This window comes from Staphylococcus hyicus, from assembly GCF_000816085.1.
GTDB classification, from domain to species: domain Bacteria; phylum Bacillota; class Bacilli; order Staphylococcales; family Staphylococcaceae; genus Staphylococcus; species Staphylococcus hyicus.
The window spans coordinates 714,543-738,745 of record NZ_CP008747.1 but is presented as its reverse complement, the minus strand read 5'-3'; the positions used below and the strand labels follow the sequence as shown (position 1 = coordinate 738,745).

The following is a 24,203-nucleotide window of genomic DNA, read 5'->3' as shown; positions in this document are numbered from 1 at the left end:
TTCATTGAAAAATGAATGTCGATGTTTTTTTGTAAAACTTTTCAATTGTTCAATACTTATTTACGAACAGAGGTTTCGTATTTTACTAAAGTATATTAAAATTGAGCACAGAGACTATAAAAGGAGATATGTCAAATGACTGTCATGCGTACAATTACATTTATGTTAAGCATTTTTATTGTTGGTATGGTTGAACTTGTCGTTGCAGGTATTTTAAGCTTGATGAGTCAAGATCTTCACATTTCAGAAGCATGGATTGGTCAACTCGTGACGATTTATGCCTTTACCTTTGCACTCACCGGCCCAATCTTAGTTAAACTTACCGAACGCTTTTCTCCAAGAACGGTTTTACTATCTACAATACTGGCTTTTATTTTAGGCAACCTCATTATTGCGCTTTCGCCAAATTTCACTTTAATAGTGATTGGCCGCATTATCTCATCAGCTGCTGCGGCCCTTATCGTCGTTAAAATATTAGCAATTACTGTTATTTTAGCAAAACCGCAACATCGTGGACGTATGTTAGGCCTTGTATATACAGGGTTTAGTGGTGCAAATGTCTTTGGAGTACCTATCGGCACGCTTATTGGAGATTGGATTGGGTGGCGTTTTACATTTGGAATGATTATCCTAGTTGCGATTATAGCCGGAATAATGTTAATGCTCTTTTTACCACATCAAATTCAGACACAATATGAAACGAAACAAGACTATCGTATGCGGATAAAGCATAAGTCAGAAATTATTAAATTACTCTCAATAACATTCATTTTCTTGACTGCAAATTCAGCGGCATATATTTATATCAACCCACTCATTCTATCAGGCGGTCATACGATACAATTCGTATCATTAGCACTACTTGTAATAGGTATCGCTGGGGTTGTAGGAACATCTGTAGGTGGATATTTTACAGACATATTATCGTTTAAAAAATGGTTATTAATTAGTGGTACAATCTTTACTATCATGATGTTTGTATTAAACCAATTATGGAGCTATAGCATTCTTTTACTTGGGGCACTTTTTATTTGGCATATTATACAATGGAGTACAAATCCTGCAGTACAATCTGGTCTAATTGAACAAGTAGAAGGAGATCACAGTCAAATTATGAGTTGGAACATGTCAGCACTGAATGCCGGAATTGGGTTTGGCGCTTTGCTGGGCGGTATTGTTGTTGCGCACCTGAATCTTTATGCTACGATTTACGTTGCGATGCTGATAGGAGTGCTTGGATTGATAATCATCATTTTACTAAAAAAACCTGCTCCTAAAATTAAATAACTGTATTTAAATCAACATATACACATTTTGATGAGTCATATTCAAATAGCCTTCAAAGTTCAATTAAACGAACTTTGAAGGCTATTTTGTGTATCATTTAAAAGTTATCCAATGTACGTATTCGTACGTGATAAAGGTTTTTACTTATAGAGATTACTGCATTTCATTTTTACGATGCGCATTCCGTGGGCGCTCTTTTGAGAGGGCTTTAAACAATGACCATATCATAAAAATAATTACAATTGAAAAAGGTAAAGCTGCAATAATCAGCATATTTTGAATGGCCTGTGTCCCACCAGTAATAATCATGATAATTGCAAATAAAGCGAGCATTATCCCCCATGCTACTTTGATATACGCGGCTGGATGATTATCTCCTTTTGTACTCAACATACCAAGTACATAGTTAGCTGAGTCTGCTGAAGTTATAAAAAAGATAAAAATGACAATGAGTGTTAATAAACTTAAAATAAATCCCATCGGAAAGTGCTGATACATCGCAAAAGTGGCAGTTTCAGTTGCTTCCTTTGCTAAATTTGCCACACCATGTCGTTGTTGATCAATGGCAGAAGCACCAAAAACGGCAAAGAAAATAAAACATACAAGTGATGGTACAAACAAGACTCCGATAATAAATTCTTTAATTGTACGACCACGTGAAACGCGCGCAATAAAAATACCTACAAATGGCGCCCATGAAATCCACCATGCCCAATAAAAGATAGTCCAATTATTGACCCATGCCCGTTGTGATTCATTATTTAGTGGGATACGTAGAGACATATCAAAGAAATGTGCAATATAATGACCTAAACCATTTGAAAAGGTATTTAAAATGTACAAAGTTGGTCCTAAAACAAATACAAGTACTAATACCACAAAAGCAAGGATCATATTAAAATTACTCAAATATTTAATACCTTTACTAATTCCAGTCCAACTTGACCACGTAAAGACGATAGCTGAGAAAAGAATGATGAGTAATTGTGCCGTAAATGAAGGTTGCAAGCCAAACATAAAATTTAGCCCTTGATTAATCTGAAGGGCCCCAAATCCAAGTGTCGCAGCAACACCTGTGACGGTAGCAATAATCGCTAAAATATCAAGCAAACTTCCTAGCGGGCCTGACATCAATTTTTCACCAAATAAGGGACGTAGTGTTGCACTAACTAGCCCCGGGTAGCCTTTATGAAAATTAAAATAGGCAATGACTAATGCTACAATTCCATATACCCCCCACGCATGAATACCCCAATGAAAAAAAGCAAATTGGATAGCATCATCAATAGCTTGATTTGAACCAGGACGTGCAATTGGACTTTTCGTATACGCATGACTGAGCGGTTCTGCAGTCGTCCAAAATACAAGCCCCATTCCCATTCCCGCACTAAATAACATCGCAAACCATGATTTAAGGGAAAATTCTGGGGGTTCGCCTTCTTGGCCTAGTGTTATGGTACTGTATCTTGAAAATAATAAATACACACATACAAACAAAATCGCAAGTACAAGTAACAAATAATACCAAGCGAAATTCGTCGCAATAAATGTCGTTATATTTTGCGTTGTTGCCTCTACTTGTTTAGGGAAAAGTGCACCGAGTAACACAAAAAGTGCACAAATTATGAGCGATACCCAAAATACAATACTCACTTTAAACTTTTTCATTTTGCATAGCCACCTTATATCTTTTGTATGCACTTTCCCTTTTCAAATATTTATAATCTCTTATTTTAAATTTAAATGACTTTGATAACGAGCTTTCCGATGCATTGTTGTTGTTCCATTTGTTGATGCGCTTCATACACTGTGTCAACGCTAAGCCCTTGTAATGTTTTTGTCCGTGTCGAAAGATAATGTTGTTTTTCAATTTTATCTGCTACATCTTTTAAATATGTTTGATACTGTCCGATATCGTCATGATGTATGGCTCTCGAAAACATAAATTCATGTGTCAATGTGATACTCTTTTGCTTCAATAGATTCAAATCTTGTTTATTTTGAAACGCCACAATGGTCGCAATATGTCCTCTAGGCTTTACCATATCAATCATTTGTTGATAATAGGCATCTGTGTCATATGTACAAAAAATAAAGTCTGGAGAATCAAGATGATGTTGCTCCCATTCAGATTTCAAATGATATTTATGGTTTAATACGACATCAGCACCTTGCTTTAATGACCATGCTTTCGTTTCTTCACGTCCTGCAGTAGTCACAACGGTAAGTCCATATGCTTTTGCGATTTGCGTCGCAATACTTCCAACACCACCTGCACCATTAATGATAAGTAGCGTTTTATTCTTGTTGTCTTGGGCATTTTTAGAAATTTTAAATACGTCAAACAATGTTTCATATGCTGTGATGGCTGTTAGCGGCAATGCAGCCGCATCTTCATAAGATAATTGTTCAGGCATGTGCGCAATAAAATCTGTTGGTATTGTCTGATAGGTTTGATTAGACCCGGCACGTTGATTCGAACCCGAATAAAAGACACGATCTCCAATTTGAAAATCAGTAACCTGACTCCCAACTTCCACAACTTCCCCTGCCGCATCATAACCTAAAATACGGTATGAATCTTGCAATGGTGATTGTCTTATTTTCGTGTCGACTGGATTCACACCAATCGCATGTACCTTCACTCGGACTTCATTTTGAGCTAATGTCGGTGCATCTATTTGAACTTCTTCAAATAAATTCCCTTCCATTAATTGAAACGGTTGTTTACTAATGATGGCTTTCATGGCTAATTCCTCCTTATTCACAAAACACTTTTTGCACATTTTTAAAACAACGCCATGCACAGACTAATAAATTAAACTCACTATAGCACTTCCATTGAACGACTTCAAATTGTTCTGAATTTTATCAATATAAAATGAGACCTAACACGCTGATACGTGTTAAGTCTCATCACCATTAACCATTATTCAATGATTTGGGTTTCTGCCAGTTTTTTATACCAATATGCGCTCTTTTTCGGATAGCGTTGTTGGGTTTCAAAATCTACATAAAATAATCCGTAACGTTTTTCATAACCGTTTGACCATGAAAATACATCCATGAGTGACCAAATGAAATAGCCTTTTACATTCGCACCATCTTGAATCGCATCAGCAATCACTTCTAAATGCTTTTTAACATAATCGATGCGTGCATCATCTTCAACCGTTTCATTCTTAAACTCATCTTTATAACCAAGACCGTTCTCAGTCACATAGATTTTTTTATAATTGGGATAATCCCGCTTCACGCGCATAATTTGATCGTATAATCCTTGAGGATAAATCATCCAATCCCAATCTGTTCGCGGTACATCAATATCAAATTCACGTTGACCTACCCCTTTTAATTGGTATTTTGAAGCGCCTTTTTCGCCTTTACCATTATGCGTGATTTCACATTCGCCTTCATAGCCACGCATCCAATCACTCATGTAGTAGTTAATGCCTAAAAAGTCATTTAAGTCTTTCGCTGCATCAAGAACTTCAAAATCTTCTTCACGTAAATCTAACTGACCGCCATTCACATTAAGAATGTGTTGGACTCCTTCCATTGTTTCCTTGGAATATTTTCCTAAATAGGTTGCGTCGAGAATAAATTTATTATGAATGATATCTTCAAGTTGTGCAGCACGTACATGTTCTGGATTATTTTTATCAAAAGGATATTTAGTAGGTAAAGCATGTACAACACCTATCTCACCCTTGTATCCTTGATTTTTATATAATGTTACAGCCTTCGCATGTGCCACCATCATGTTATGGTGTGACTGAAATACTTTTTCAAAGTCATATTGAATACCTGGAGGAAACTTACCAACAAGGTATTGACCATCTCCAATTGGACCGATTTCATTAAACGTTGTCCAATATTTTACTTCTTCAAATTCTTTAAAACAAAAAGCAGCATAATTTACGAAATGCTCGATATTCTGTCTATTTAAAAAATCACCGTCAGAATGTAGAGTCTCTGGCGTATCAAAATGATGTAATGTGACGAATGGCTCTACACCACGCTTTAAGCATTCTTTAAATAGATTATGATAAAATTCCACACCTTTAGCGTTTACGTCACCATATCCTGTTGGAAAAATTCGTGACCAAGCGATAGAAATACGTATCCCATTCACACCAAACTTTTCGCTTAGTTCTAAATCTACAGGATAGCGGTTGTAAAAATCACTTGCTGGCTCAGCCGTATACCAATAATTCTCTTCTAAATACGTATCCCATGCGACACGCCCTTTTCCATCTTTTTGTGTAGCACCTTCAGCTTGATACGCTGCAGTCGCACCACCAAAGATAAAATCTTTTGGTAATTTTTTCATCGTTTAAGACTCCTTTTATTTAAATTGGTCTTTCACAAATTGCAATGCACCTTCACCATCACGTGTTAATTTAATGTATTCAGCACCTTGCGTTTTTGCTAATTTAATACCTAAACGGTCAGTATCTTGTTTAATATCTTCATAATTCGAAGCAACTTGCGGCGCTAAAATGACTAAATCGTATTCTTTCATAATGTCCATGTGTGCACCGTAACTTCCCGCTGCAGCCGTAACTGGTTTGTGATGTTCTGCTGCTGCTTGATTTAATGCGTTTGCAAGCAATCCACTTGTTCCACCGCCCGCACATAAAACAAGGACATTCGTTTGTTCCGTGATATCATGATTGTCTGTTTCAGATGATGCAGTTTTGTTTACAGTTGCTGTCCCTACCGATGAAGCAATAACAGCATCTGCTTTTTTCGTATCGAAGTTATCTGATACTTTTGATCGTAATTCATCGGAACCGTCGACACCTTTTAGTTCATCTTCTAAAATTTGTTTATCATAGACTTTGAAAAACGGATAGTACACTAATACGTCCACGACTACTAATGTAACCGCGAGCACAAATGCCCACACTTCAAAACCTGTACCCATTACAAGGCCTAATGGACCAGGTGTTGTCCATGGTAAAACTACACTGAAACTATTCATGCCTAACACGTCAACAAAAAACTTAAAAATCCACACGTTAATAATCGGTGCAGTGATAAATGGAATGAAGAATACTGGGTTTAAGACGATTGGTGCTCCAAATAAAATCGGTTCGTTGACACCAAAGAATGTTGGAACAACAGATGCGCGTCCTATCGCTTTATTACGTTTCGATTTAGATAACCACATGAAGATAAAAGGTACGACAAGTGTTGCACCTGTACCACCCATCGTTACGATAAACATTTGTGTACCAGGTGTTAAAATTTTATCAGCATGTTCGCCTGCTTGTAATAACTTAAAGTTCGTTTCAATATTGGCATAAGTAATTGCAGCAATCGCAGGTTCTACAATTGATGGCCCATGAATTCCCACGAACCAGAATAACGCGAAAGCACCAAAAATGATTGTAATACCTAAATAACCATCGGCTGCCGTAAATAATGGTTCGAAGAATTTTACAATCGCTTCAGCGACATTTGTATTAATTACAGCACGTGATAATAAATCTAAACCATATAAAGCTAAAATTACTAAAGTAAATGGAATTAAATCTTTAAATACTTGAGAAATGTTAGGTGGTACTTCTTTCGGCATCTTAATCGTTACATTATTTTTAACACAGATGTTATAAATAATCACTGTTATAAAGGCTGCTAAGAAAGCCGTTAAAAGCCCTTTTGTTCCCATAAATGCATTGGCAAATCCACCTTCTTCAAGTGGGTTCGCTGCTAAAAATAAGAAACCACAAATTGCTGCAAGCATCGTTGAAATAAAGTTAATTTGATTCGTACTTTCAAGGCGTCGATTGTACGCATCAGTCAACGCTTTCGCTGTAGTACCAGCGACAAGCAAACCTACAATCCCCATTGTATAGCCATAAGGTTTCATAATAGCTGCTTCAATGTGTTTTGGCCATGTGAAACCAAAAATGTTTGGTACATATGCGATCAGTAAAAAGATACTTGAGAATAAGATGACAGGCATTGCGGAAATAAATCCATCACGAATCGCTCTTAAATATATGTTTCGTGAGAGCGTTTCAAAAAATGGTTTCCCCTTTTCAATAAATCCGATTAACTTGTTCATATTAATTAACTCCCCTTTTTGTATAATTCAATGATGTGTTTTAACATATCTTTAAGTAATAACGTTGTCATTAAATGGTCTTGACCATGCATCATTGTTACACTGTACGCAATATCGTCACCTTTCGCTTCTTTTTGTAATAAGGATGTTTGTGCTTTATGCGCATCAACAATACATTGATTTCCCTCTTCAATTAATTGTTCTGCTTTGGCAAAATCCCCTGCTTGTGCCACGTTTAATGCTTCCAAATATTTCGAACGTGCATCACCGGCATAAGCGACGATTTCAAATCCTAACATCGTAACTTCTTCTCTATTCATGGTAAATCCCTCCAACAATTAATGAATTGCAACTTCTGCTTATTTTTTGTATGATACAGCTGTTTCTTTCAATACTTTGTTTAATTCGTTGATATTGTGATAGCCTTCAGTACGCAACCATTCTCGTGCTGCAGCTTCCCCTTTTTCAATGTATGCCTGAACAGATCCTGCCCATGTTGCACGCCCACATAATACACCGTTAAATTGTGCGCCTGCTTTAGCAGCGAAGCGTAATGTTTCTTGGAATAACGCTGCAGATACACCAGCGCTTAAGTAAATGTATGGTAAGTGTGTTGCTTCATCTTGTTGTTTAAAGTATGCAGCCGCTTCTTCTTGTGTATATACCGTTTCACCTTTACCAAAGCCTTCAACATAATTCATATCAACAGGTACTTCGACTTTTAATACGTCAACACCAAAACGGTCTTTAGAAAATACGCGCATCGCTTCGATGACTTTGTGAGGTTTAACTTTTGCGTATTCAGGTCCTTTATTATCAGCGATTGTGTCATCATAAGCTAAAATTTCTAAGAAGAATGGAATATCTTCAGCTTTACATTCGGAACCTATTCGCTCGATATACGCTTCTTTTTGATTATTAATTGCAGCGTCATCATCTACATCGTAGTAAAGTAAAAACTTAACAGCATGTGCACCTGCTTCTTTAATACGTTTTGCAGACCAATCTACTAAACAATCTGGAAGACGCCCTTTTGCATTAACGTCATAGCCTGTTTTTTCATAAGCCAGTAGTAAACCTGCTTCAGAGTGGCGTACTTGTGTTGCTGGTAAACCATATTCTGGGTCTAATAAAATAGATGATGCATATGGTGTTAACTCTTCAGAAACAAGTTTTTTAAGCGTTTCGATATCCTGAACACTTGGTTCACCTGTTTGGTATTTCGCCATCATACGTTTTAAAGCGCCACGTTGGTCAAAAGCAAGTGCAGATATAATTCCGTTGTCATTGCTTACTTGTTCTAAAAATGTTTGTTTTGAGCTCATGTCTTACACCTCATATTAGTTTTGATTTTGGCGATATATGTAAAAGTCAATTTTGCATATATCACACTATTTATCTGAATTTTCAAAAATTAGAATTTGCAATTAATCGTGATATTCGCCTTTATCCCATTTCTCTAAAAATTCATCAAAGAAATGTTCATCTTTTTGTTCTTGGTTGATGGACTCAACTTTCGCAATCTTATCAATAAGTTTTTTGTTTTCTTCTGTTGGTTTATATTCTGCATTAATAAATGCTTCAACGATGTCACAAAGTAATAATTCACCGATAATCTTACCGCCAAATCCAATCACGTTTGCATTTAATTGTTCTTTCGCATAAAGCGCTGATGACATATCTCTAACAAGTGCTGAACGCACACCTGGCACTTTATTAACTGCATTGTTAATACCGACACCTGTACCACAAATACATACACCTAAATCAGCTTCTCCACTAGTAACCGCTTCTCCTACTTTTTTTCCAAAAATCGGATAATGTGTACGCGTAAAATCATACGTGCCACAATCAATCACTTCATGACCGAGTGACTTTAAAAATTGAGACACTTCCATTTTTGTATCTGTAACAATATGGTCGCAACCAATTGCAATTTTCATATTTAAATCCTCCTATTAACACATTTTATTTAACATGTCGACACGTATTTGATGACGGCCACCGTCGTATTTACCTTCAACGAAACCTTTAACAATGTTTATTGCTAATTTTTCGCCGACAAGTGCTGAACCCATCGTAATCATTTTGGAATTATTATGACTACGCGTCATATACGCTGAGCGCTCATCAGAAACTTCTGCTGCGATCATGCCTTTGATTTTTGTTGCTACCATAAAACTGCCAGCTCCAAATTCATCAATGACAATGCCTAAATTGCTTTCGTCCTTTTGAACTTCTTTCGCAACTGCTACGGTTACATCCACAAAATCGGACGTGCTTTCTTCAGTCACATCCAACACATCGTATTGGTTGTCTTTTAAATACGTTTTAATATGGTCTTTTAATGCTAAACCAAATTGATCAGCACCAATAATCACTTTCACACTTATCATCCTTCCTATGATATTGCTATTGTTGAATCAAACATCTAAATAAGCGCTTTCATCTCTTTATGTTTAAATTATAAACGTAAATAAACATATTTACAACATCATTTGTTTACTTTTTGTTTGTTGATGTTAGATTGTTCTAATTTAGACAAAAAAAGAGACAAAGTTTCAACAACTTCATCTCTCTATATAAAAATATTTTATCTCTATATTTTGTTTTATTCAATATTAAGTTTCATATTTAACGTATTTGTCACGTTTTGATCATTAAATCACTTCTATGTAGGGTTGTACCATTTGCGTTTGTTCGTCAGATAACGGATTCGTTACCATTGCCGTTAAATCTGTTAACTCACAAAAAGATACAAAATCTTCTTTACCCAACTTCGAATCATCTACAAGTAAGTATTTTTCATTCGCATGAGCAATGGCTAATTTTTGAGTATACGCTTCCTCATATGATGATGTCATGACGTCATTCGCTTTAATCCCATTGGCACTAAAAAATATTTTAGAAAAACGCATCTTTTCTAACAGTGTATTTGCCATTTCTCCAACAAAAGATTCCGTAATTTCTCGTTGTGTACCACCAATTAAATATACGTTAAAATGCTCTGAACGTTTGCGACATAAAATATGAAAGACAGGCAAACAATTCGTCACTACAGATAATCGTTTATTTTGAATTTCGTTCGCCAACATTTCTACCGTTGTTCCCGGTCCTAAAAAGATATGATTGCCATCTTCTATTAGCTCTGCCGCCTTTTTGGCAATGAGCTGTTTTTCTTCAATTTGCTTCGTATGCTTTTCATGATGTGACATTTCTTTATACTGAAATGCAGCATTACTTCGAGCACCACCATGTATTTTCGTTAATACACCTTGTTCTTCTAATTCAACCAAATCTCTTCGGACAGTCATATCTGACACATTTAAATCATCCACAATATCTTGTATCCGAATCGTCCCTTTTTCATGAACACGTCTTGCAATTTCATCTAAACGTTCATATTTATTCACATAGCTCACATCCTTTTTAATAATCATTAGGCGCAATTTAACACCACAATGATGTCATCTACGATTATGTTCAATTTACTACAAAAACCTATAAAAATAAACAATTGTGATTTTTCATAGCGTTTAATTCAACAAAAATAAACAAAAGGCAAGACACTATGGTGTCCTACCTTTTATTGCTTATCATTCGTCAATTGTTTTCATTGTTTGAACAGGCGTATCAGATTCAACTTTAACTTGACCATATTTTTGATGGAAGTCTTTCATTAAATCGAATAATTTGTCTGTCTTCATTCCTTTGGCCGTATTGGTATCGATAAGAATACCTGCATAACCTATCTTCGCATTGCTTTTTGCAAACATATTTCCAATCACTGTACGTGCATTGTCTGCAATTTCAGGGTGATGGAGTAACACTTGCACATAACGTTTACCACCAAATTCCTTAATGTTAATTTCTTTCACTTCTTTCCAAGGAATTATCGTATCATTCGTCGACATTGCAGTTGAATATTCATAAAATCCATGTTCATCTAAAATCGCAAAACCCTTTTTATTTAACAATGATTTCGTAAAAAACCAAATTCCTAAAGCAAAAAAGAGTGCACATAAAATCATGATAATTTTTAGAAATGTACTTGATGCACCTAGCCCTATCAGTAGCAAAATCAATACCATAATAATGCATAAACTCAAAAGCATCATTTGCTTTCCTTTGGCTTTTTCAATGTGAACCACTTTAGATTCTCCATGATTCATTAAGATCTCTCTCCTCTATGTATCAATTAAAATTTGAATTGTTACACATTAGATTATACATAATTATACTCATTTTACACTAATGTTTTTAAATTTATTAAAACAAAAAATAATTATTAATCGGTAAATTTATACATAATTAAACATTACGTAGTATTATTACTATGTTTGATTTATAAAATCTTTAATATGATACATGAGACCTTTATAATAAGCGTGTTTTGTGACTTCAAATTGTGAAATCATCGATGGATCGGTACTATTACACATTACAAATCGATTATGTAAAAATCTTAAAAATTCCCTATCATTCCCACTGTCTCCAAAACCTAAGACTTGTGATTTAGGTATATCATAAAGTGACATTAAAAATTTTGCAGCATATTTCTTTCCCGCATACTGTGGTAAAAAATCTACATCGTATGCATTCTCAGGGTCTCCTGCACGTGGATTACAGCGGTTGTATCGTACGACATAGCGTTTCGATTGTGCTAATTGAATTAAATCTTCAAGTATACGTACATCTTCCGCTTCATTACCTTGACTATAAAAATAATAATTATAATGCGTATCGCGCAGATGAAATAGTTTTTGTGGGTCAAATGAAACTTGATATTTGTGAGATATCGCCGTTATAAATTGTTGAATTTCAGATAATTCGAATGTGCTTGATAAAACATGATTCTGATATGTTTCATTAATTTCATAGCCTTTGCCATTCCATGTATAAAGTTTAGAACTTAAATCTGTCGCTATATAATGAGGTTTAAAAGTCATGCCTGTTTGAGCCATTTTAGAAAGCACACTTGCTAAAGCACTTCCTGTTAATATCGCAACGATAACCCCTTCTTTTGATAATTGTGTTAATAACTGTTCCAAGTCTTTCATATCTTCAATATCACTAGAAGTTGGTTGATGTTTATAATATGTTTCATCAAAGTCAAATAACAATAATTTACGTGTCATAGTATCCCTCCATTATACGCATCAATACTTTATAAGCATTGGCGCTATTATTTTATAAAGAAACATCAATTATCTTATAATCGTACATTGTTAAATCTCATTTTGATTACCATTCTTTAAAGTTAGCTTCACCTCTCAGTCGGTTTAATCAATTCGTGACTTCATCCATAAATACTTTTCGATTTAAATGACATTTGAATGTTTCTCCGATAAAGATATCTACGAAAAAAGACACTAAAATGAAACTATCTTTTGGTAAGACCTTACCTCATCCATACATAAAAATTGGTACGTACGGACGCTCACGCATTAAATAATAAATACTAGATTTATATTTGGACAATTTTCCAGGTTCTCCACGTGAGCCTTCTTGATATAAAATAATGATACCATTTTTATCTAATTCATCTAATATCGATTGACATATTCCTGTAAAATCACGGGTCATTTTTCGTTCAATCGGAATAATTTTCATTACCTTCGTTGAAAACCATTTTAAAAATGTATTTTTCATAAAATAGTCCCTGCAGCAACCAGTCGTACATGTTTGAAACTGTCTCCTCTTAACAAACTCATCAAAACTAATGTATCTAAATGACTATTATGGTTTGCGATCAACACTATCGGTCCTTGTAATTTTAGTCTTTCACAAATTTCGTATATTGAGTCCTAAAACAATAAAAAAGATAAGACGTACGATATGAAATTATATGGCTTCAATATCGATACAAAATCATGAATTGGCTTATTGTATGGATAACCGTTTATTCGTTTTTCTTTGGCATTCATGGCTTTTGATGTAGAAAGCATCTCTCACTTAAATAAAAGACGCTTTTTAATATATGAATGTATACGTGAAGGTTATGTGACAAACTTGCAATGAAACGCTATTATGCATAAATTTGTGATACTATAATTGATAATCATTATCATTTACAAGGAGTGTAGCGCATGAAGCAAGAGGCTGGCCATACGTTTTTAGCAAAATTAGGTAAAACACGACTGCGACCAGGTGGTAAAAAAGCCACAGATTGGTTAATTAAACAAGGTCAATTTTCAAAAAATAAACGTGTGTTAGAAGTGGCTTGTAATATGTGTACAACATCAATTTATCTCGCTCAGACATATGGTTGTCAGATCGATGCGATTGATTTGAATAAAAAAGCTTTAATGCATGGACAACAAAATGTAAAGAATGCAGGTTTAGAAGATTTGATTCATACACAACAAGCAAATGCCATGAATTTACCGTTTGAAGATGAATCTTTTGATATTGTGTTAAATGAAGCAATGCTGACCATGTTACCTTTAGTTGCCAAGACCCAAGCTTTAAAGGAATATTACCGTGTCCTTAAACCAGGCGGCGTACTACTCACACACGATATCGCGATTATGAATGAACCACAAGCAGAAACCATACGCCATGATTTATCAGAAGCGATTAATGTTAAAGTGACACCATTACCTAAGTCCGAATGGTTAGAACTTTACCATAGCGCGCAATTCCAATTTATAGCTGCGCAACATGGTCCGATGACATTAATGACACCTAAAGGTATGATTTACGATGAAGGTTTCAAAAATACATTTAAAATCATTAAAAATGCATTAAAAAAAGAAAATCGTCCTATGTTTAAACGTATGTATATAATCTTTAAGAAACATAAAAATGATTTAAACTATATCGTCTTTTGTGCACGAAAAACAAGTTAAATGATTATTTAAATGCGAAAAAGCACTTCTCAAATCATCTTGAGAAGTGTTTTTATATTGTTTTAAACATCACGTTTGATTTAAATGATAATTCACGGCGTTAGATATAAAACAAGTGAGGTCAGGTGCATCAAATTTTTTAAAATAATTTTGAAAGCGTACATCATGATGATATGTATTTGTGATACCACATAATACTTCATCATCAAAGTTCGCTAAGGTGTTCATATAATTTTTCCATTTAGTTACCACATAATGAACACATTCACTTTCTATAGGTTGATGAATAACATATTTAAATTCTTCAAAAATAGCATCTAAATCATTTTTAATTTGTGTTTCCGAAAAAATATCATGTGTATTTCTAGTTGAAAATGTTTGATATACATTACTATTACCATATTTGATCTGTGCTTCTTTTTGATATTGATGTGTTACATGCTCATTCAATTCCTCAATCTCAATGATCGGCACACCATTCACATATTGATGGATAGCACGCTTAGTTTGTTGTAATTTTTTAATTTTATCATCTAATACATTTAATTGAGCTCTCATAGACGTGATGAGATGGTCCTCATTCGCTTCCAATAACTTAGCTATAGCTTTAATATTAAAGTCCAACGCTTTTAATAATAATATTTTTTGAAGTTTTACTAAATCTTGTTGCGAATAAATGCGATAATTTCGAGAATCTTTTTTAGGAGACAGTAACCCTATTTCATCATAATAATGTAACGTTCTTTTAGTGATACTTGTAATGTCTATCACATCTTTTATACTGTATTGGTAATCCAAAAATCATCCACCTCTCTTAATATATCATCCGCACTTTTAATTGTTGCCGCTTCAATCGTACATTCTGTTTTTTCTAAGTAATATTTTATTAAATAATACCCACATGTATATCCAGCCGCATGTGGTAATCCTACAGGTTGGCCACCATATGATGTCGTAATCTCATCGCCGTAGAGATAAGGCATGGCCTCAAAACTATTAGAGATTTGGAGGTGTGGTTCTATTATTGATTTTATCTTTTCCTGTTGTTCGCTCCAATTCATTGTCGTCACCCATGGTCCAAGATAATCCTTACCATACAGTTTCTCAACAAAATTTTCAGCTAATCCCTCCGCTACAATTAATTCTGCAAGCGAACCACCATCCCATCGAATATATTGATACCTAAAATTATGGTTCATTTCATGTGCAATAGCACTTTTGACGCGGTCTAATGTATACTCATTTGGTACTAAGGAGATATACACGTATCCAGGGACGCCACCATCGCCCCCGTAATTTTGATTCAAATACATCGACGGTTTCTCCTTATCCCCTAGTAACACTGTAAACGTATATTGATTAATCCGTGATAGGATACCTTTTATCTCAAACTGACTGATCGCATGTGTTAAAGCATGGTGACAATCATTCCAGAATGCATCATCAAACAATGCAACTTCCTTCATATGATTTGTATTAAATGCTTGTGGAGATACATGTGTAGCATTTAATAGTGACAATGCATCAAAATGCTCGCTTTCGTAAGGTATGTTTTGTATTTCAAATTTTTCTTTGTAAAACTTAAGTAGATGATCTCTGAAATATTGGTTTTTAAGTTCGGGATCTTGATTAAGTAATCCCTGATACACGTTATTAGATTTAATGATATGAATATTGTACATTGTTATCCCTCCAAAACCTACGATAAAGGATAACGTAACGTGATATGCAATAGGTATGTGTGCATTTTTTAAAATTAATTTTATCGAATGAGATGTATTAAAACAAAAAAACACTTCTCGACAAGTATCGAGAAGTGTTTTTGATATAAAAACGATATTAACGTTTTGAGAATTGTGGTGAACGACGTGCTTTTTTAAGACCTGGTTTTTTACGTTCTTTCATACGTGGGTCACGAGTAAGTAATCCAGCGCGTTTTAAAGAACCTCTGTACTCAGGATCTGCTTCTAATAATGCACGAGCGATACCATGACGGATAGCTTGTGCTTGTCCAGTGAAACCGCCACCGTGTACGTTAACTAAAACATCGTAGTTACCTTTAGTTTCAGTAACGTCAAATGGTTGGTTTAAGTCTAAGATTAATGATTCAAATGGTAAGTACTCACGTACGTCACGGTCGTTTACTTTAATGTTACCTTCACCTGGTACTAAACGTACACGTGCTACTGAGTTTTTACGACGGCCTGTGCCTCTATATTCAACTTGTGCCAATGTCATTTCCTCCTTCTAATTAACCACGTAACTCGTAGTTTTCTGGTTGTTGTGCAGCGTGTGGGTGTTCAGCGCCACGATAAACGAATAATTTTTTACCTTGTTTTTCACCTAAACGTGAACTTGGTAACATCCCTTTAATTGAGTTTTCTAATAAACGTTCTGGGTTTGTACGTCTTAACTCACCAGCAGTGATTGATTTTAAACCACCTGGGTGATTTGAGTGTCTGTAGTAGATTTTGTCTGTTTCTTTGTTACCAGTGAATTGGATTTTTTCAGCGTTGATAATGATTACGTAATCACCTGTGTCAACGTGTGGTGTATAAGTTACTTTATTTTTACCGCGTAAGATAGATGCTACTTCTGATGATAAACGACCTAATGTTTGGCCTTCAGCATCAACAACATACCATTTGCGCTCAATGTTTGATTCATTTGCCATAAATGTTTGACGCATTTTAAATGTCCTCCTAGTGAATAAATGTTTCTAAGCGTGATTTCAACCAGATTTCGTACACAACCGTGAACGAAAAATTTATTCCGTTAACTGTTGCTCTGTCCTGCTTCTATATCTTGTAACACAATAAGTTTCCGGGGCTTATCGTGGGGTGATATAAAACAATACCGTTAACTATGATATAATTTTTACCCGTTATTGTCAATGTGTTTCAAAGAATTTTGTAATGATTTTTTCTTATGAACTATAATATTAGGACCAAATTTTTTTATTAATTCATCCTCTGATAAATAGATACGTTCTAAATAAAGCCCTTCAGCTGGTGCAGTATGTGGAACGAGGTTACGGTCTTGCGCTTTTAAAAGTGAGGGAACCTCATGCGCTTGACGTTTTCCTTTCCCTACTTCGATCAAAAATGCCATAATGACACGCACCATATTGTATAAAAACCCCGAGCCTGAAATGATAAAGTCTAGCCCTTCATTCGTTTCCACTACGTAACTTTCATAAATGGTGCGTTCTTTACTTTCGACTTCCGTTTTTTGAGAACAAAACGTTGTAAAATTATGAGTTCCAATAAAGTGTTCCGCTGCTTTATTCATGGCGTCAATGTTTAACATCTCAGGGATATGTGTTTTTAAGTGGGCTTGAAATGGATCTTTATGAGCACTTTGATAGATTTTATATCGATACGTTTTACCGACACAATCGTAACGACAATGAAAGTCATTGCTTATCATAGTGACTTCATGCACATAGATATCTTCAGGCAAGGCACGATTCATCGCATATTGCCATTGTGTGGGCTCAATTGATAATTCTGTGTCAAAATGAAAGTACTGTTCAAATGCGTGTACCCCACGGTCTGTACGACTTGATGGATGTATGCGCACATCATGCTTATGCATTCGTTTTAAAATTTTTTCAAAGTAGCCTTGTACCGTTCGCCCTTGATTTTGTATTTGAAACCCTAAAAACTGGCTTCCTTGATAACTTATTTTTACAAGTACCCGTTGCATGCCTGACAACCTTTCTATAAATATGTTCGAATGAGATAAACTACACCGACGATTGGAATAAGCATTAATAGTGTAAGCGTATCTCTTCCATGCCATTCTAAATAGCGAAAACTTGTCCGTTCAAGAGTGGCATCATAGCCTCTCACTTCCATCGCAATTGCTAAATCTTCTGCACGCTTAAAGGCGGATATAAATAAAGGTATGAGCAATGGAATAAAAGCCTTAATTCTATGAAATAAACCTCCAGAATTAAAATCAGAACCTCGAGATTTTTGAGACATCATGATTTTATCTAACTCTTCCATTAATGTGGGGATAAATCGTAATGCAATGGACATCATCATACTTAAAGCAGCTACTGGAATTTTAATATATTTCAATGGCTTTAAAAGTCTCTCAAACGCATCTGTAAGCTCTAGAGGGCTTGTCGTTAACGTCAGTATCGTAGAGGTTATCATAATAAAGGTAAGGCGTAATACAATTAAAGCCCCTTCATTAAGCCCTTGGCTATCGATAGAGATGAAACTCCATTCAAACAGACGCGTGCCTCCTTTTGTTACAAACATGTGCATCACAAAAGTAAAGCCAACAAAAATGAATATCGGCGTCAGTCCTTTAAATAAAAATAATATGGGTAAACGTGCTAATTTTATACCAATCAGTATTAAACATGCCAACCACAAATACGCAATCCAATGGTGGCTTAAAAAGATGATGATAATAAATAGAAAAACAAAAATAAATTTTGCTCTTGGGTCTAGACGGTGAATAATAGAATCTAATGGCAGATAACGACCGATAATCAATTTATCTTTCACGACGACCACCCCACTTTTTATATAAATCAACGAAGGCGTCTTCAGTCAGCGCAATCCCATCAAATGGGACACCTGATTGTCGTTCCAAATCTCTTTGTAAACGTAGTACATCTGGTAAATTTAGATGTAAGGAATGCACCAATGCTTCCTGTTTGAAAAACGTCGCTGTGTCGTATGAACCAACGATATGTCCATGTTTCATCACTTTCACTTCATGTGCATATTGTGCAACATCGTTCATTTCATGCGTTACAAGAATGACGGTTTTGCCTTCTTGCTCGTTTAAATGCTGAATCAGTGTCATCACCTGTTGCTTACTTCTTGGATCCAACCCAGCAGTCGGCTCATCTAACACTAAAACATCTGGATCACTCGCAAGTATTGCTGTTAACGCGACTTTACGCTTTTGACCCCCGGATAGTAAAAAGGGAGACTGTTGCAACAATTGACTAGGATTTTCACCCATCATATCTAAATAGTTACGCCCCTTTTCAAGTGCTTTAGAGAGATCTTGTTTGAAATTATTCGGTCCAAAAAGGATTTCTTTTTCAACAGTTTCTTCAAATAATTGGGATTCTGGAAATTGGAATACCATACCAATTCGTCGTCGGATCGGTTTAAAAGCACGGTCTTTCGTTTTACGATCAACATTTAAATCAAATATTTGCATTCTACCGCGAGATGGCTTTAATAATCCATTTAAATGTTGAATTAGCGTAGATTTACCTGAACCCGTTTTTCCGATTACCGCATAATACATCCCCTCTTTAAAAGTAGTCGTCACAAGATTCAATGCTTGATACGCATATGGGGTATGCTGTTGATAGGTGTATGACACTTCATTAAACTGAATCATAATAATCGCTCCACTAATGCATCATAAGTTACTAGATGTGTGTCTAGTTGTAATTTTTGCGCGATGCGCATCTCGAAGGGTAAATCGAGTCCTAACTGTTTTAAACGTTCTGCTTCATTAAAGATGTTACGTACATCTCCTTCAAGCGCCACTTGTCCTTGATTCATCACAATGACTTTGTCAGAATCAACCACTTCACTCAAATCGTGTGTAATTGACAACACAGTGACGCCCCATTCATGGTTCATTTTCCTCATCATTTTTAAAATTTCTGCCTTACCTTCAGGGTCTAGCATGGATGTGGCTTCATCTAAAATAATGAGCTTCGGATTTAACGCTAACACACCTGCTATCGCGACGCGTTGTTTTTGACCTCCTGATAACGCAGTGGGTTCATGATTTTGTTTATCATACATATCTACATCCTTTAAAGCTTGGGGAACAATTTGTTGCATCTTTTCATATGGTGTACAGCGATTTTCTAATCCAAACGCAACATCATACTTTACCGTAGAACCCACAAATTGATTCTCAGGATTTTGAAATACAACCCCAATATGTTGACGGAATTCGACGGATGCACCCGCATTTACGCGTTTACCATTTAATAAAAGATCACCTTCAAAATCCGTTTCAATGCCAGTGATTAACTTAGTTAACGTTGATTTACCAGATCCATTATGCCCTACGATAGACACCCACTCTCCATGATTTACAGAAAATGTGATATTTTTTAATGTCATCGTGTCGGCAGTATCATATTTAAATGAAACATTTTCAAACGCAATGATCGGTTGCATAATTTATCCTCACTTTTTTAACTTCTTCCCTATTTTACCGAATAAACCCTTTTATGTATACTCACCGAATCGATGAATCCCCGTGTGTACATATATTTAACATTTATCAATAAATATATATTCAACAAAAAAAGGGCAACTCCACATGGTGGAACGCCCGTAGTCAAAAAGACGAAATGCCTGTCGCTTTTCATCATTTCATGTTTTCATCCGACTGCAATAGTATTGTGTCAAATGTGACTGACAAGAAAAAAGCGCGCACCCCATCTAAATTGAGTTCACGCTTTGTCGTCAATATTTAGTTAGATGGGGCACTTTGAGCTAGACAATATTTGTATGTGGCAAACATTATCGTTGCACTCATATGCTTTAAATGTAGTAGTGTGTATTTATTAAACTAATTCGATAATTACTGTTAACGCACCGTCACCTTTACGAGGTGCAACTTTAACAATACGAGTGTATCCGCCTTGACGTTCTTGATAACGTTCAGCGATTTCACCAAATAATTTTTGTAATGCAGTTTGTGTCGTTTCATCTTCGTTTAAGATTTCCACGTTACGTAATGTTTTAGCAGCGTTACGACGAGCAGCTAAATCACCTTTTTTACCTAAAGTGATTAATTTTTCAACGACGCTACGAAGTTCTTTCGCACGTGCTTCTGTAGTTTCAATACGCTCATTAACGATAAGTGAAGTTGCTAAGTCACGCAACATTGCTTTACGTTGATCTGAAGTACGACCTAATTTTCTGTAACCCATGAGTTAACCTCCTTTATCAATCTTCTTTTCTTAGACCTAAACCTAAGTCTTCTAATTTGTATTTAACTTCTTCAAGAGACTTGCGACCTAAGTTACGCACTTTCATCATATCAGCCTCTGATTTGTCAGCGAGTTCTTGTACTGAGTTAATACCAGCACGTTTAAGACAGTTATAAGAACGTACAGATAAGTCTAATTCTTCAATAGACATTTCTAATACTTTTTCTTTTTGATCTTCTTCTTTTTCAATCATGATTTCAGCATTTTGTGCTTCGTCAGTTAAACCAACAAAGATGTTTAAATGCTCAGTCATAATTTTTGCAGCTAATGATACAGCCTCTTGTGGTGTGATTGAACCATCAGTCCATACGTCTAAAGTTAACTTATCAAAGTCAGAACTTTGACCGACACGAGTATTCTCAACAGTATAGTTCACACGTTCAACTGGTGAATATAATGAATCTACTGGGATTACACCGATTGGTAAATCACTAGAGTTGTTTTGATCAGCTAGTGCATATCCGCGACCTTTGTTCGCAACTAATCGCATCTTAAAGTGACCACCTTTAGATACAGTGGCAATTTTAAGGTCAGGATTTAAGATTTCAACATCACTGTCGTGTGTGATATCTTTAGCAGTGACTTCGCCTTCTTCTTTAATATCGATTTCTAATGTTTTTTCTTCTTCAGAGTAAATATTAAGCGCTAGCTTTTTAATATTCATGATAATTGTAGAAACATCTTCTACAACGTTATCGATCGCTGAGAATTCATGTAAAACGCCTTCGATCTCGATATATTTCACAGCCGCACCTGGTAATGATGATAGTAGGATACGACGTAAGGAGTTTCCTAGTGTAGTACCGTAACCACGCTCAAGTGGTTCAACAACAAACTTACCGAATTTAGCATCATCACTAACTTCAATTGTTTCAATTCTAGGTTTCTCGATTTCTATCATTTACATATCCTCCTTAAGTACGTCGACTTGCATAAACTATAAATTTTTAGTGTTAAGTGAATAGTGACAAAACAAAAATTTAATTATACGCGACGACGTTTTGGTGGACGGCAACCATTATGTGGAACTGGAGTAACGTCTTTAATCGCTGTTACTTCTAAACCTGCTGATTGTAATGCACGGATCGCTGATTCACGACCTGGACCAGGTCCTTTTACAGTTACTTCAACTGATTTTAAACCGTGTTCCATTGCAGCTTTTGAAGCTGTTTCTGATGCCATTTGTGCTGCGAATGGTGTTGATTTCTTAGAACCTTTGAAACCTAATGCACCTGCAGATGACCAAGATAAAGCATTTCCGAATTCATCTGTGATAGTTACGATTGTATTATTGAATGTAGAACGGATGTGCGCAACACCGTTTTCGATATTCTTTTTCACTCTACGTTTACGTGATACTTGTTTACGTGCCATAGATTAATTTGCCTCCTTTACCTATTATTTTTTCTTGTTAGCTACAGTTTTAACTGGGCCTTTACGCGTACGCGCATTGTTTTTAGTTTTTTGACCATTAACTGGTAAACCACGACGGTGACGGATACCACGGTATGATGAAATTTCCATTAAACGTTTGATGTTTAAGTTTACTTCACGACGTAAGTCACCTTCAACTTTGTAGCCATCTACAACTTCACGAATACGACCTAATTCGTCATCAGTTAAATCTTTAACACGAGTGTCTTCTGAAACGTTTGCTTCAGATAAGATTTCTTTTGCTGAAGTTTTACCGATACCGTAGATATAAGTTAATGAAATTACTACGCGTTTATCACGTGGGATATCAATTCCTGCAATACGTGCCATATTATTTACACCTCTCTTTTAATTAACCTTGTTTTTGTTTGTGTTTAGGGTTTTCACAAATTACCATTACTTTACCTTTACGTTTAATGACTTTACATTTTTCGCAAATTGGTTTTACTGATGGTCTTACTTTCATTTTTTATACCTCCTTCAATGATGGAGTGACAATTATTTATAACGATATGTGATTCTTCCGCGTGTTAAGTCATACGGAGACATTTCTACTGTTACTTTATCGCCTGGTAAAATACGAATATAGTTCATACGAATCTTGCCACTTACGTGAGCTAAGATTTCGTGACCATTTTCTAATTCTACTTTAAACATTGCGTTAGGTAAAGTGTCTAATACCGTACCTTCAAGTTCGATAACATCTTGTTTTGCCATGAATTAACGCCTCCTTTTCAGTTGTAAGGATCTTAATATATCAACGAGATAATAGTTGGCTTGGTTTACATTGTCAAAGCGTATCGTTATAAGACTTGTCACGAATATTTGATTACAGTTTCAAAGTTAACGACGTGTAAAGTCAAACACTTTAAACCAAGTCGTTATTATTTTAATGATTCTAAAATAGTGATGACGTCTTCTGTAACTTCATTAATATTTTTCGAACCGTCAATATTTTTAAGAACGCCTTTTTGGCTATAGAAATCTAAAATCGGTTTAGATTGCTTTATGTTCACTTCTAAACGATTTGCAACTGTTTCAGGGTTGTCGTCTTCACGTTGGTAAAGTTTACCACCTTCAAGATCACATGTACCTTCAACCTTTGGAGGATTGAAAACAAGATGATACGTTGTGCCACAGATTTCACAAATACGACGTCCAGTAAGACGATTCATAAGTTCTTCCTCAGGCACATCAATGTTAACAACTGCATCGATTTCTCTTCCAAGGTCTTCTAAAATCGAGTTTAAAGCTTCAGCTTGTTCGATTGTACGAGGAAATCCGTCAAGTAAGAAACCTTTCTTAGCATCGTCTTCAGAGATACGTTCTTTTACAATGCCTACTGTAACTTCGTCTGGTACGAGTTCCCCACGATCCATAAACGATTTAGCTTCTTTACCGAGTTCGGTTTCATCTTTAATCGCTTTTCTGAACATATCCCCTGTTGAAATATGTGGAATTGGGTACTTTTTAATAATTTCACTCGCTTGAGTTCCTTTACCAGCACCAGGTAATCCCATTAAGATAATATTCATAAATGCCCTCCTATGAA

30 protein-coding genes are annotated in these 24,203 nt (G+C 35.5%); 2 read left to right on the top strand and 28 right to left on the bottom strand.

Annotated features, from left to right (window positions below; genetic code table 11):
• Positions 1-135: 135 nt before the first annotated feature.
• Positions 136-1,287, top strand: a complete 1,152-nt coding sequence (locus SHYC_RS03305; protein WP_039644512.1) for an MFS transporter — start codon at positions 136-138, stop codon at positions 1,285-1,287.
• Between the two features lie 153 nt (positions 1,288-1,440).
• On the opposite strand, the gene SHYC_RS03300 is transcribed toward SHYC_RS03305, so the two are convergent.
• The 13 genes from SHYC_RS03300 to SHYC_RS12520 form a co-directional block, all read right to left on the bottom strand.
• The gene (locus SHYC_RS03300; protein WP_039644510.1) at positions 1,441-2,955 is read right to left on the bottom strand and encodes a BCCT family transporter; all 1,515 of its coding nucleotides are present in this window, start codon (positions 2,953-2,955) and stop codon (positions 1,441-1,443) included.
• A gap of 71 nt (positions 2,956-3,026) precedes the next feature.
• Complete coding sequence (locus SHYC_RS03295; protein WP_039644508.1) at positions 3,027-4,034, bottom strand: zinc-binding alcohol dehydrogenase family protein; 1,008 nt, start codon at positions 4,032-4,034, stop codon at positions 3,027-3,029.
• Positions 4,035-4,216: 182 nt separating this feature from the next.
• Complete coding sequence (gene lacG, locus SHYC_RS03290; RefSeq protein WP_039644506.1) at positions 4,217-5,620, bottom strand: 6-phospho-beta-galactosidase; 1,404 nt, start codon at positions 5,618-5,620, stop codon at positions 4,217-4,219.
• 15 nt (positions 5,621-5,635) lie between these two features.
• Positions 5,636-7,363: a lactose-specific PTS transporter subunit EIIC gene (locus SHYC_RS03285; RefSeq protein WP_039644504.1), complete on the bottom strand. Its 1,728-nt coding sequence runs from the start codon at positions 7,361-7,363 to the stop codon at positions 5,636-5,638.
• Between the two features lie 5 nt (positions 7,364-7,368).
• The gene (locus SHYC_RS03280) at positions 7,369-7,683 is read right to left on the bottom strand and encodes a PTS lactose/cellobiose transporter subunit IIA (RefSeq protein WP_039644502.1); all 315 of its coding nucleotides are present in this window, start codon (positions 7,681-7,683) and stop codon (positions 7,369-7,371) included.
• A gap of 39 nt (positions 7,684-7,722) precedes the next feature.
• The gene (gene lacD, locus SHYC_RS03275) at positions 7,723-8,688 is read right to left on the bottom strand and encodes a tagatose-bisphosphate aldolase (protein WP_039644500.1); all 966 of its coding nucleotides are present in this window, start codon (positions 8,686-8,688) and stop codon (positions 7,723-7,725) included.
• A gap of 102 nt (positions 8,689-8,790) precedes the next feature.
• Positions 8,791-9,306, bottom strand: coding sequence for a galactose-6-phosphate isomerase subunit LacB (lacB, locus tag SHYC_RS03270; protein ID WP_039644499.1), 516 nt, complete (start codon positions 9,304-9,306; stop codon positions 8,791-8,793).
• A gap of 15 nt (positions 9,307-9,321) precedes the next feature.
• On the bottom strand, positions 9,322-9,750 hold the full coding sequence (lacA, locus tag SHYC_RS03265) for a galactose-6-phosphate isomerase subunit LacA (RefSeq protein ID WP_039644497.1): 429 nt from the start codon (positions 9,748-9,750) through the stop codon (positions 9,322-9,324).
• A gap of 273 nt (positions 9,751-10,023) precedes the next feature.
• Positions 10,024-10,776, bottom strand: a complete 753-nt coding sequence (locus SHYC_RS03260) for a DeoR/GlpR family DNA-binding transcription regulator (RefSeq protein WP_039644495.1) — start codon at positions 10,774-10,776, stop codon at positions 10,024-10,026.
• Between the two features lie 183 nt (positions 10,777-10,959).
• The gene (locus SHYC_RS03255) at positions 10,960-11,535 is read right to left on the bottom strand and encodes an STM3941 family protein (protein ID WP_039644493.1); all 576 of its coding nucleotides are present in this window, start codon (positions 11,533-11,535) and stop codon (positions 10,960-10,962) included.
• A gap of 162 nt (positions 11,536-11,697) precedes the next feature.
• The gene (locus tag SHYC_RS03250) at positions 11,698-12,501 is read right to left on the bottom strand and encodes an HAD-IIB family hydrolase (RefSeq protein WP_039644491.1); all 804 of its coding nucleotides are present in this window, start codon (positions 12,499-12,501) and stop codon (positions 11,698-11,700) included.
• Between the two features lie 268 nt (positions 12,502-12,769).
• Complete coding sequence (locus tag SHYC_RS12480; RefSeq protein ID WP_082021526.1) at positions 12,770-13,015, bottom strand: lysophospholipid acyltransferase family protein; 246 nt, start codon at positions 13,013-13,015, stop codon at positions 12,770-12,772.
• Entirely contained in the window at positions 13,012-13,122 is a 111-nt protein-coding gene (locus tag SHYC_RS12520) for a hypothetical protein (RefSeq protein ID WP_257053741.1), read from the bottom strand. Before SHYC_RS12520 ends, SHYC_RS12480 begins: the two co-directional genes overlap by 4 nt.
• A 330-nt stretch (positions 13,123-13,452) precedes the next feature.
• Here SHYC_RS12520 and SHYC_RS03240 point away from each other — a divergent pair, with 330 nt between their 5' ends.
• On the top strand, positions 13,453-14,214 hold the full coding sequence (locus tag SHYC_RS03240) for a class I SAM-dependent methyltransferase (RefSeq protein ID WP_039644489.1): 762 nt from the start codon (positions 13,453-13,455) through the stop codon (positions 14,212-14,214).
• A 69-nt stretch (positions 14,215-14,283) separates the two neighbouring features.
• On the opposite strand, the gene SHYC_RS03235 is transcribed toward SHYC_RS03240, so the two are convergent.
• The 15 genes from SHYC_RS03235 to SHYC_RS03165 all read right to left on the bottom strand — a co-directional run bounded on the left by SHYC_RS03235 (position 14,284) and on the right by SHYC_RS03165 (position 24,186).
• Entirely contained in the window at positions 14,284-15,012 is a 729-nt protein-coding gene (locus tag SHYC_RS03235; protein WP_039644487.1) for a MerR family transcriptional regulator, read from the bottom strand.
• Positions 14,991-15,896, bottom strand: a complete 906-nt coding sequence (locus SHYC_RS03230) for a DUF2268 domain-containing putative Zn-dependent protease (RefSeq protein WP_039644485.1) — start codon at positions 15,894-15,896, stop codon at positions 14,991-14,993. Before SHYC_RS03230 ends, SHYC_RS03235 begins: the two co-directional genes overlap by 22 nt.
• Positions 15,897-16,053: 157 nt before the next feature.
• Positions 16,054-16,446, bottom strand: a complete 393-nt coding sequence (gene rpsI / locus SHYC_RS03225; RefSeq protein WP_037542446.1) for a 30S ribosomal protein S9 — start codon at positions 16,444-16,446, stop codon at positions 16,054-16,056.
• A 19-nt stretch (positions 16,447-16,465) separates the two neighbouring features.
• Entirely contained in the window at positions 16,466-16,903 is a 438-nt protein-coding gene (rplM, locus tag SHYC_RS03220; RefSeq protein ID WP_037567156.1) for a 50S ribosomal protein L13, read from the bottom strand.
• 188 nt (positions 16,904-17,091) lie between these two features.
• A complete protein-coding gene (gene truA, locus SHYC_RS03215; protein WP_039644483.1) occupies positions 17,092-17,922 on the bottom strand; it encodes a tRNA pseudouridine(38-40) synthase TruA in 831 nt (276 codons plus the stop codon).
• Between the two features lie 14 nt (positions 17,923-17,936).
• Positions 17,937-18,740, bottom strand: a complete 804-nt coding sequence (locus SHYC_RS03210) for an energy-coupling factor transporter transmembrane component T family protein (protein ID WP_039644481.1) — start codon at positions 18,738-18,740, stop codon at positions 17,937-17,939.
• Complete coding sequence (locus tag SHYC_RS03205) at positions 18,730-19,596, bottom strand: energy-coupling factor transporter ATPase (protein ID WP_082021524.1); 867 nt, start codon at positions 19,594-19,596, stop codon at positions 18,730-18,732. The genes SHYC_RS03210 and SHYC_RS03205 overlap by 11 nt, the downstream gene beginning before the upstream one ends.
• A complete protein-coding gene (locus tag SHYC_RS03200; RefSeq protein ID WP_039644477.1) occupies positions 19,593-20,396 on the bottom strand; it encodes an energy-coupling factor transporter ATPase in 804 nt (267 codons plus the stop codon). The genes SHYC_RS03205 and SHYC_RS03200 overlap by 4 nt, the downstream gene beginning before the upstream one ends.
• Before the next feature lie 392 nt (positions 20,397-20,788).
• Positions 20,789-21,157 carry a 50S ribosomal protein L17 gene (rplQ, locus tag SHYC_RS03195; protein ID WP_039644475.1) on the bottom strand — a complete coding sequence of 123 codons (369 nt, stop codon included), beginning with the start codon at positions 21,155-21,157 and terminating at the stop codon, positions 20,789-20,791.
• Positions 21,158-21,173: 16 nt separating this feature from the next.
• Positions 21,174-22,118 carry a DNA-directed RNA polymerase subunit alpha gene (locus tag SHYC_RS03190; protein WP_037567143.1) on the bottom strand — a complete coding sequence of 315 codons (945 nt, stop codon included), beginning with the start codon at positions 22,116-22,118 and terminating at the stop codon, positions 21,174-21,176.
• An 83-nt stretch (positions 22,119-22,201) separates the two neighbouring features.
• A complete protein-coding gene (rpsK, locus tag SHYC_RS03185) occupies positions 22,202-22,591 on the bottom strand; it encodes a 30S ribosomal protein S11 (RefSeq protein WP_014613235.1) in 390 nt (129 codons plus the stop codon).
• 24 nt (positions 22,592-22,615) lie between these two features.
• A complete protein-coding gene (gene rpsM / locus SHYC_RS03180) occupies positions 22,616-22,981 on the bottom strand; it encodes a 30S ribosomal protein S13 (protein ID WP_037567140.1) in 366 nt (121 codons plus the stop codon).
• A gap of 22 nt (positions 22,982-23,003) precedes the next feature.
• Positions 23,004-23,117, bottom strand: a complete 114-nt coding sequence (gene rpmJ, locus SHYC_RS03175; protein WP_002509257.1) for a 50S ribosomal protein L36 — start codon at positions 23,115-23,117, stop codon at positions 23,004-23,006.
• A 32-nt stretch (positions 23,118-23,149) separates the two neighbouring features.
• A complete protein-coding gene (gene infA / locus SHYC_RS03170; RefSeq protein ID WP_001118443.1) occupies positions 23,150-23,368 on the bottom strand; it encodes a translation initiation factor IF-1 in 219 nt (72 codons plus the stop codon).
• A gap of 167 nt (positions 23,369-23,535) precedes the next feature.
• Positions 23,536-24,186 (bottom strand): adenylate kinase, encoded by a 651-nt coding sequence (locus tag SHYC_RS03165; RefSeq protein ID WP_039644470.1) that lies wholly within the window; start codon positions 24,184-24,186, stop codon positions 23,536-23,538.
• Between the last annotated feature and the right edge of the window lie 17 nt (positions 24,187-24,203).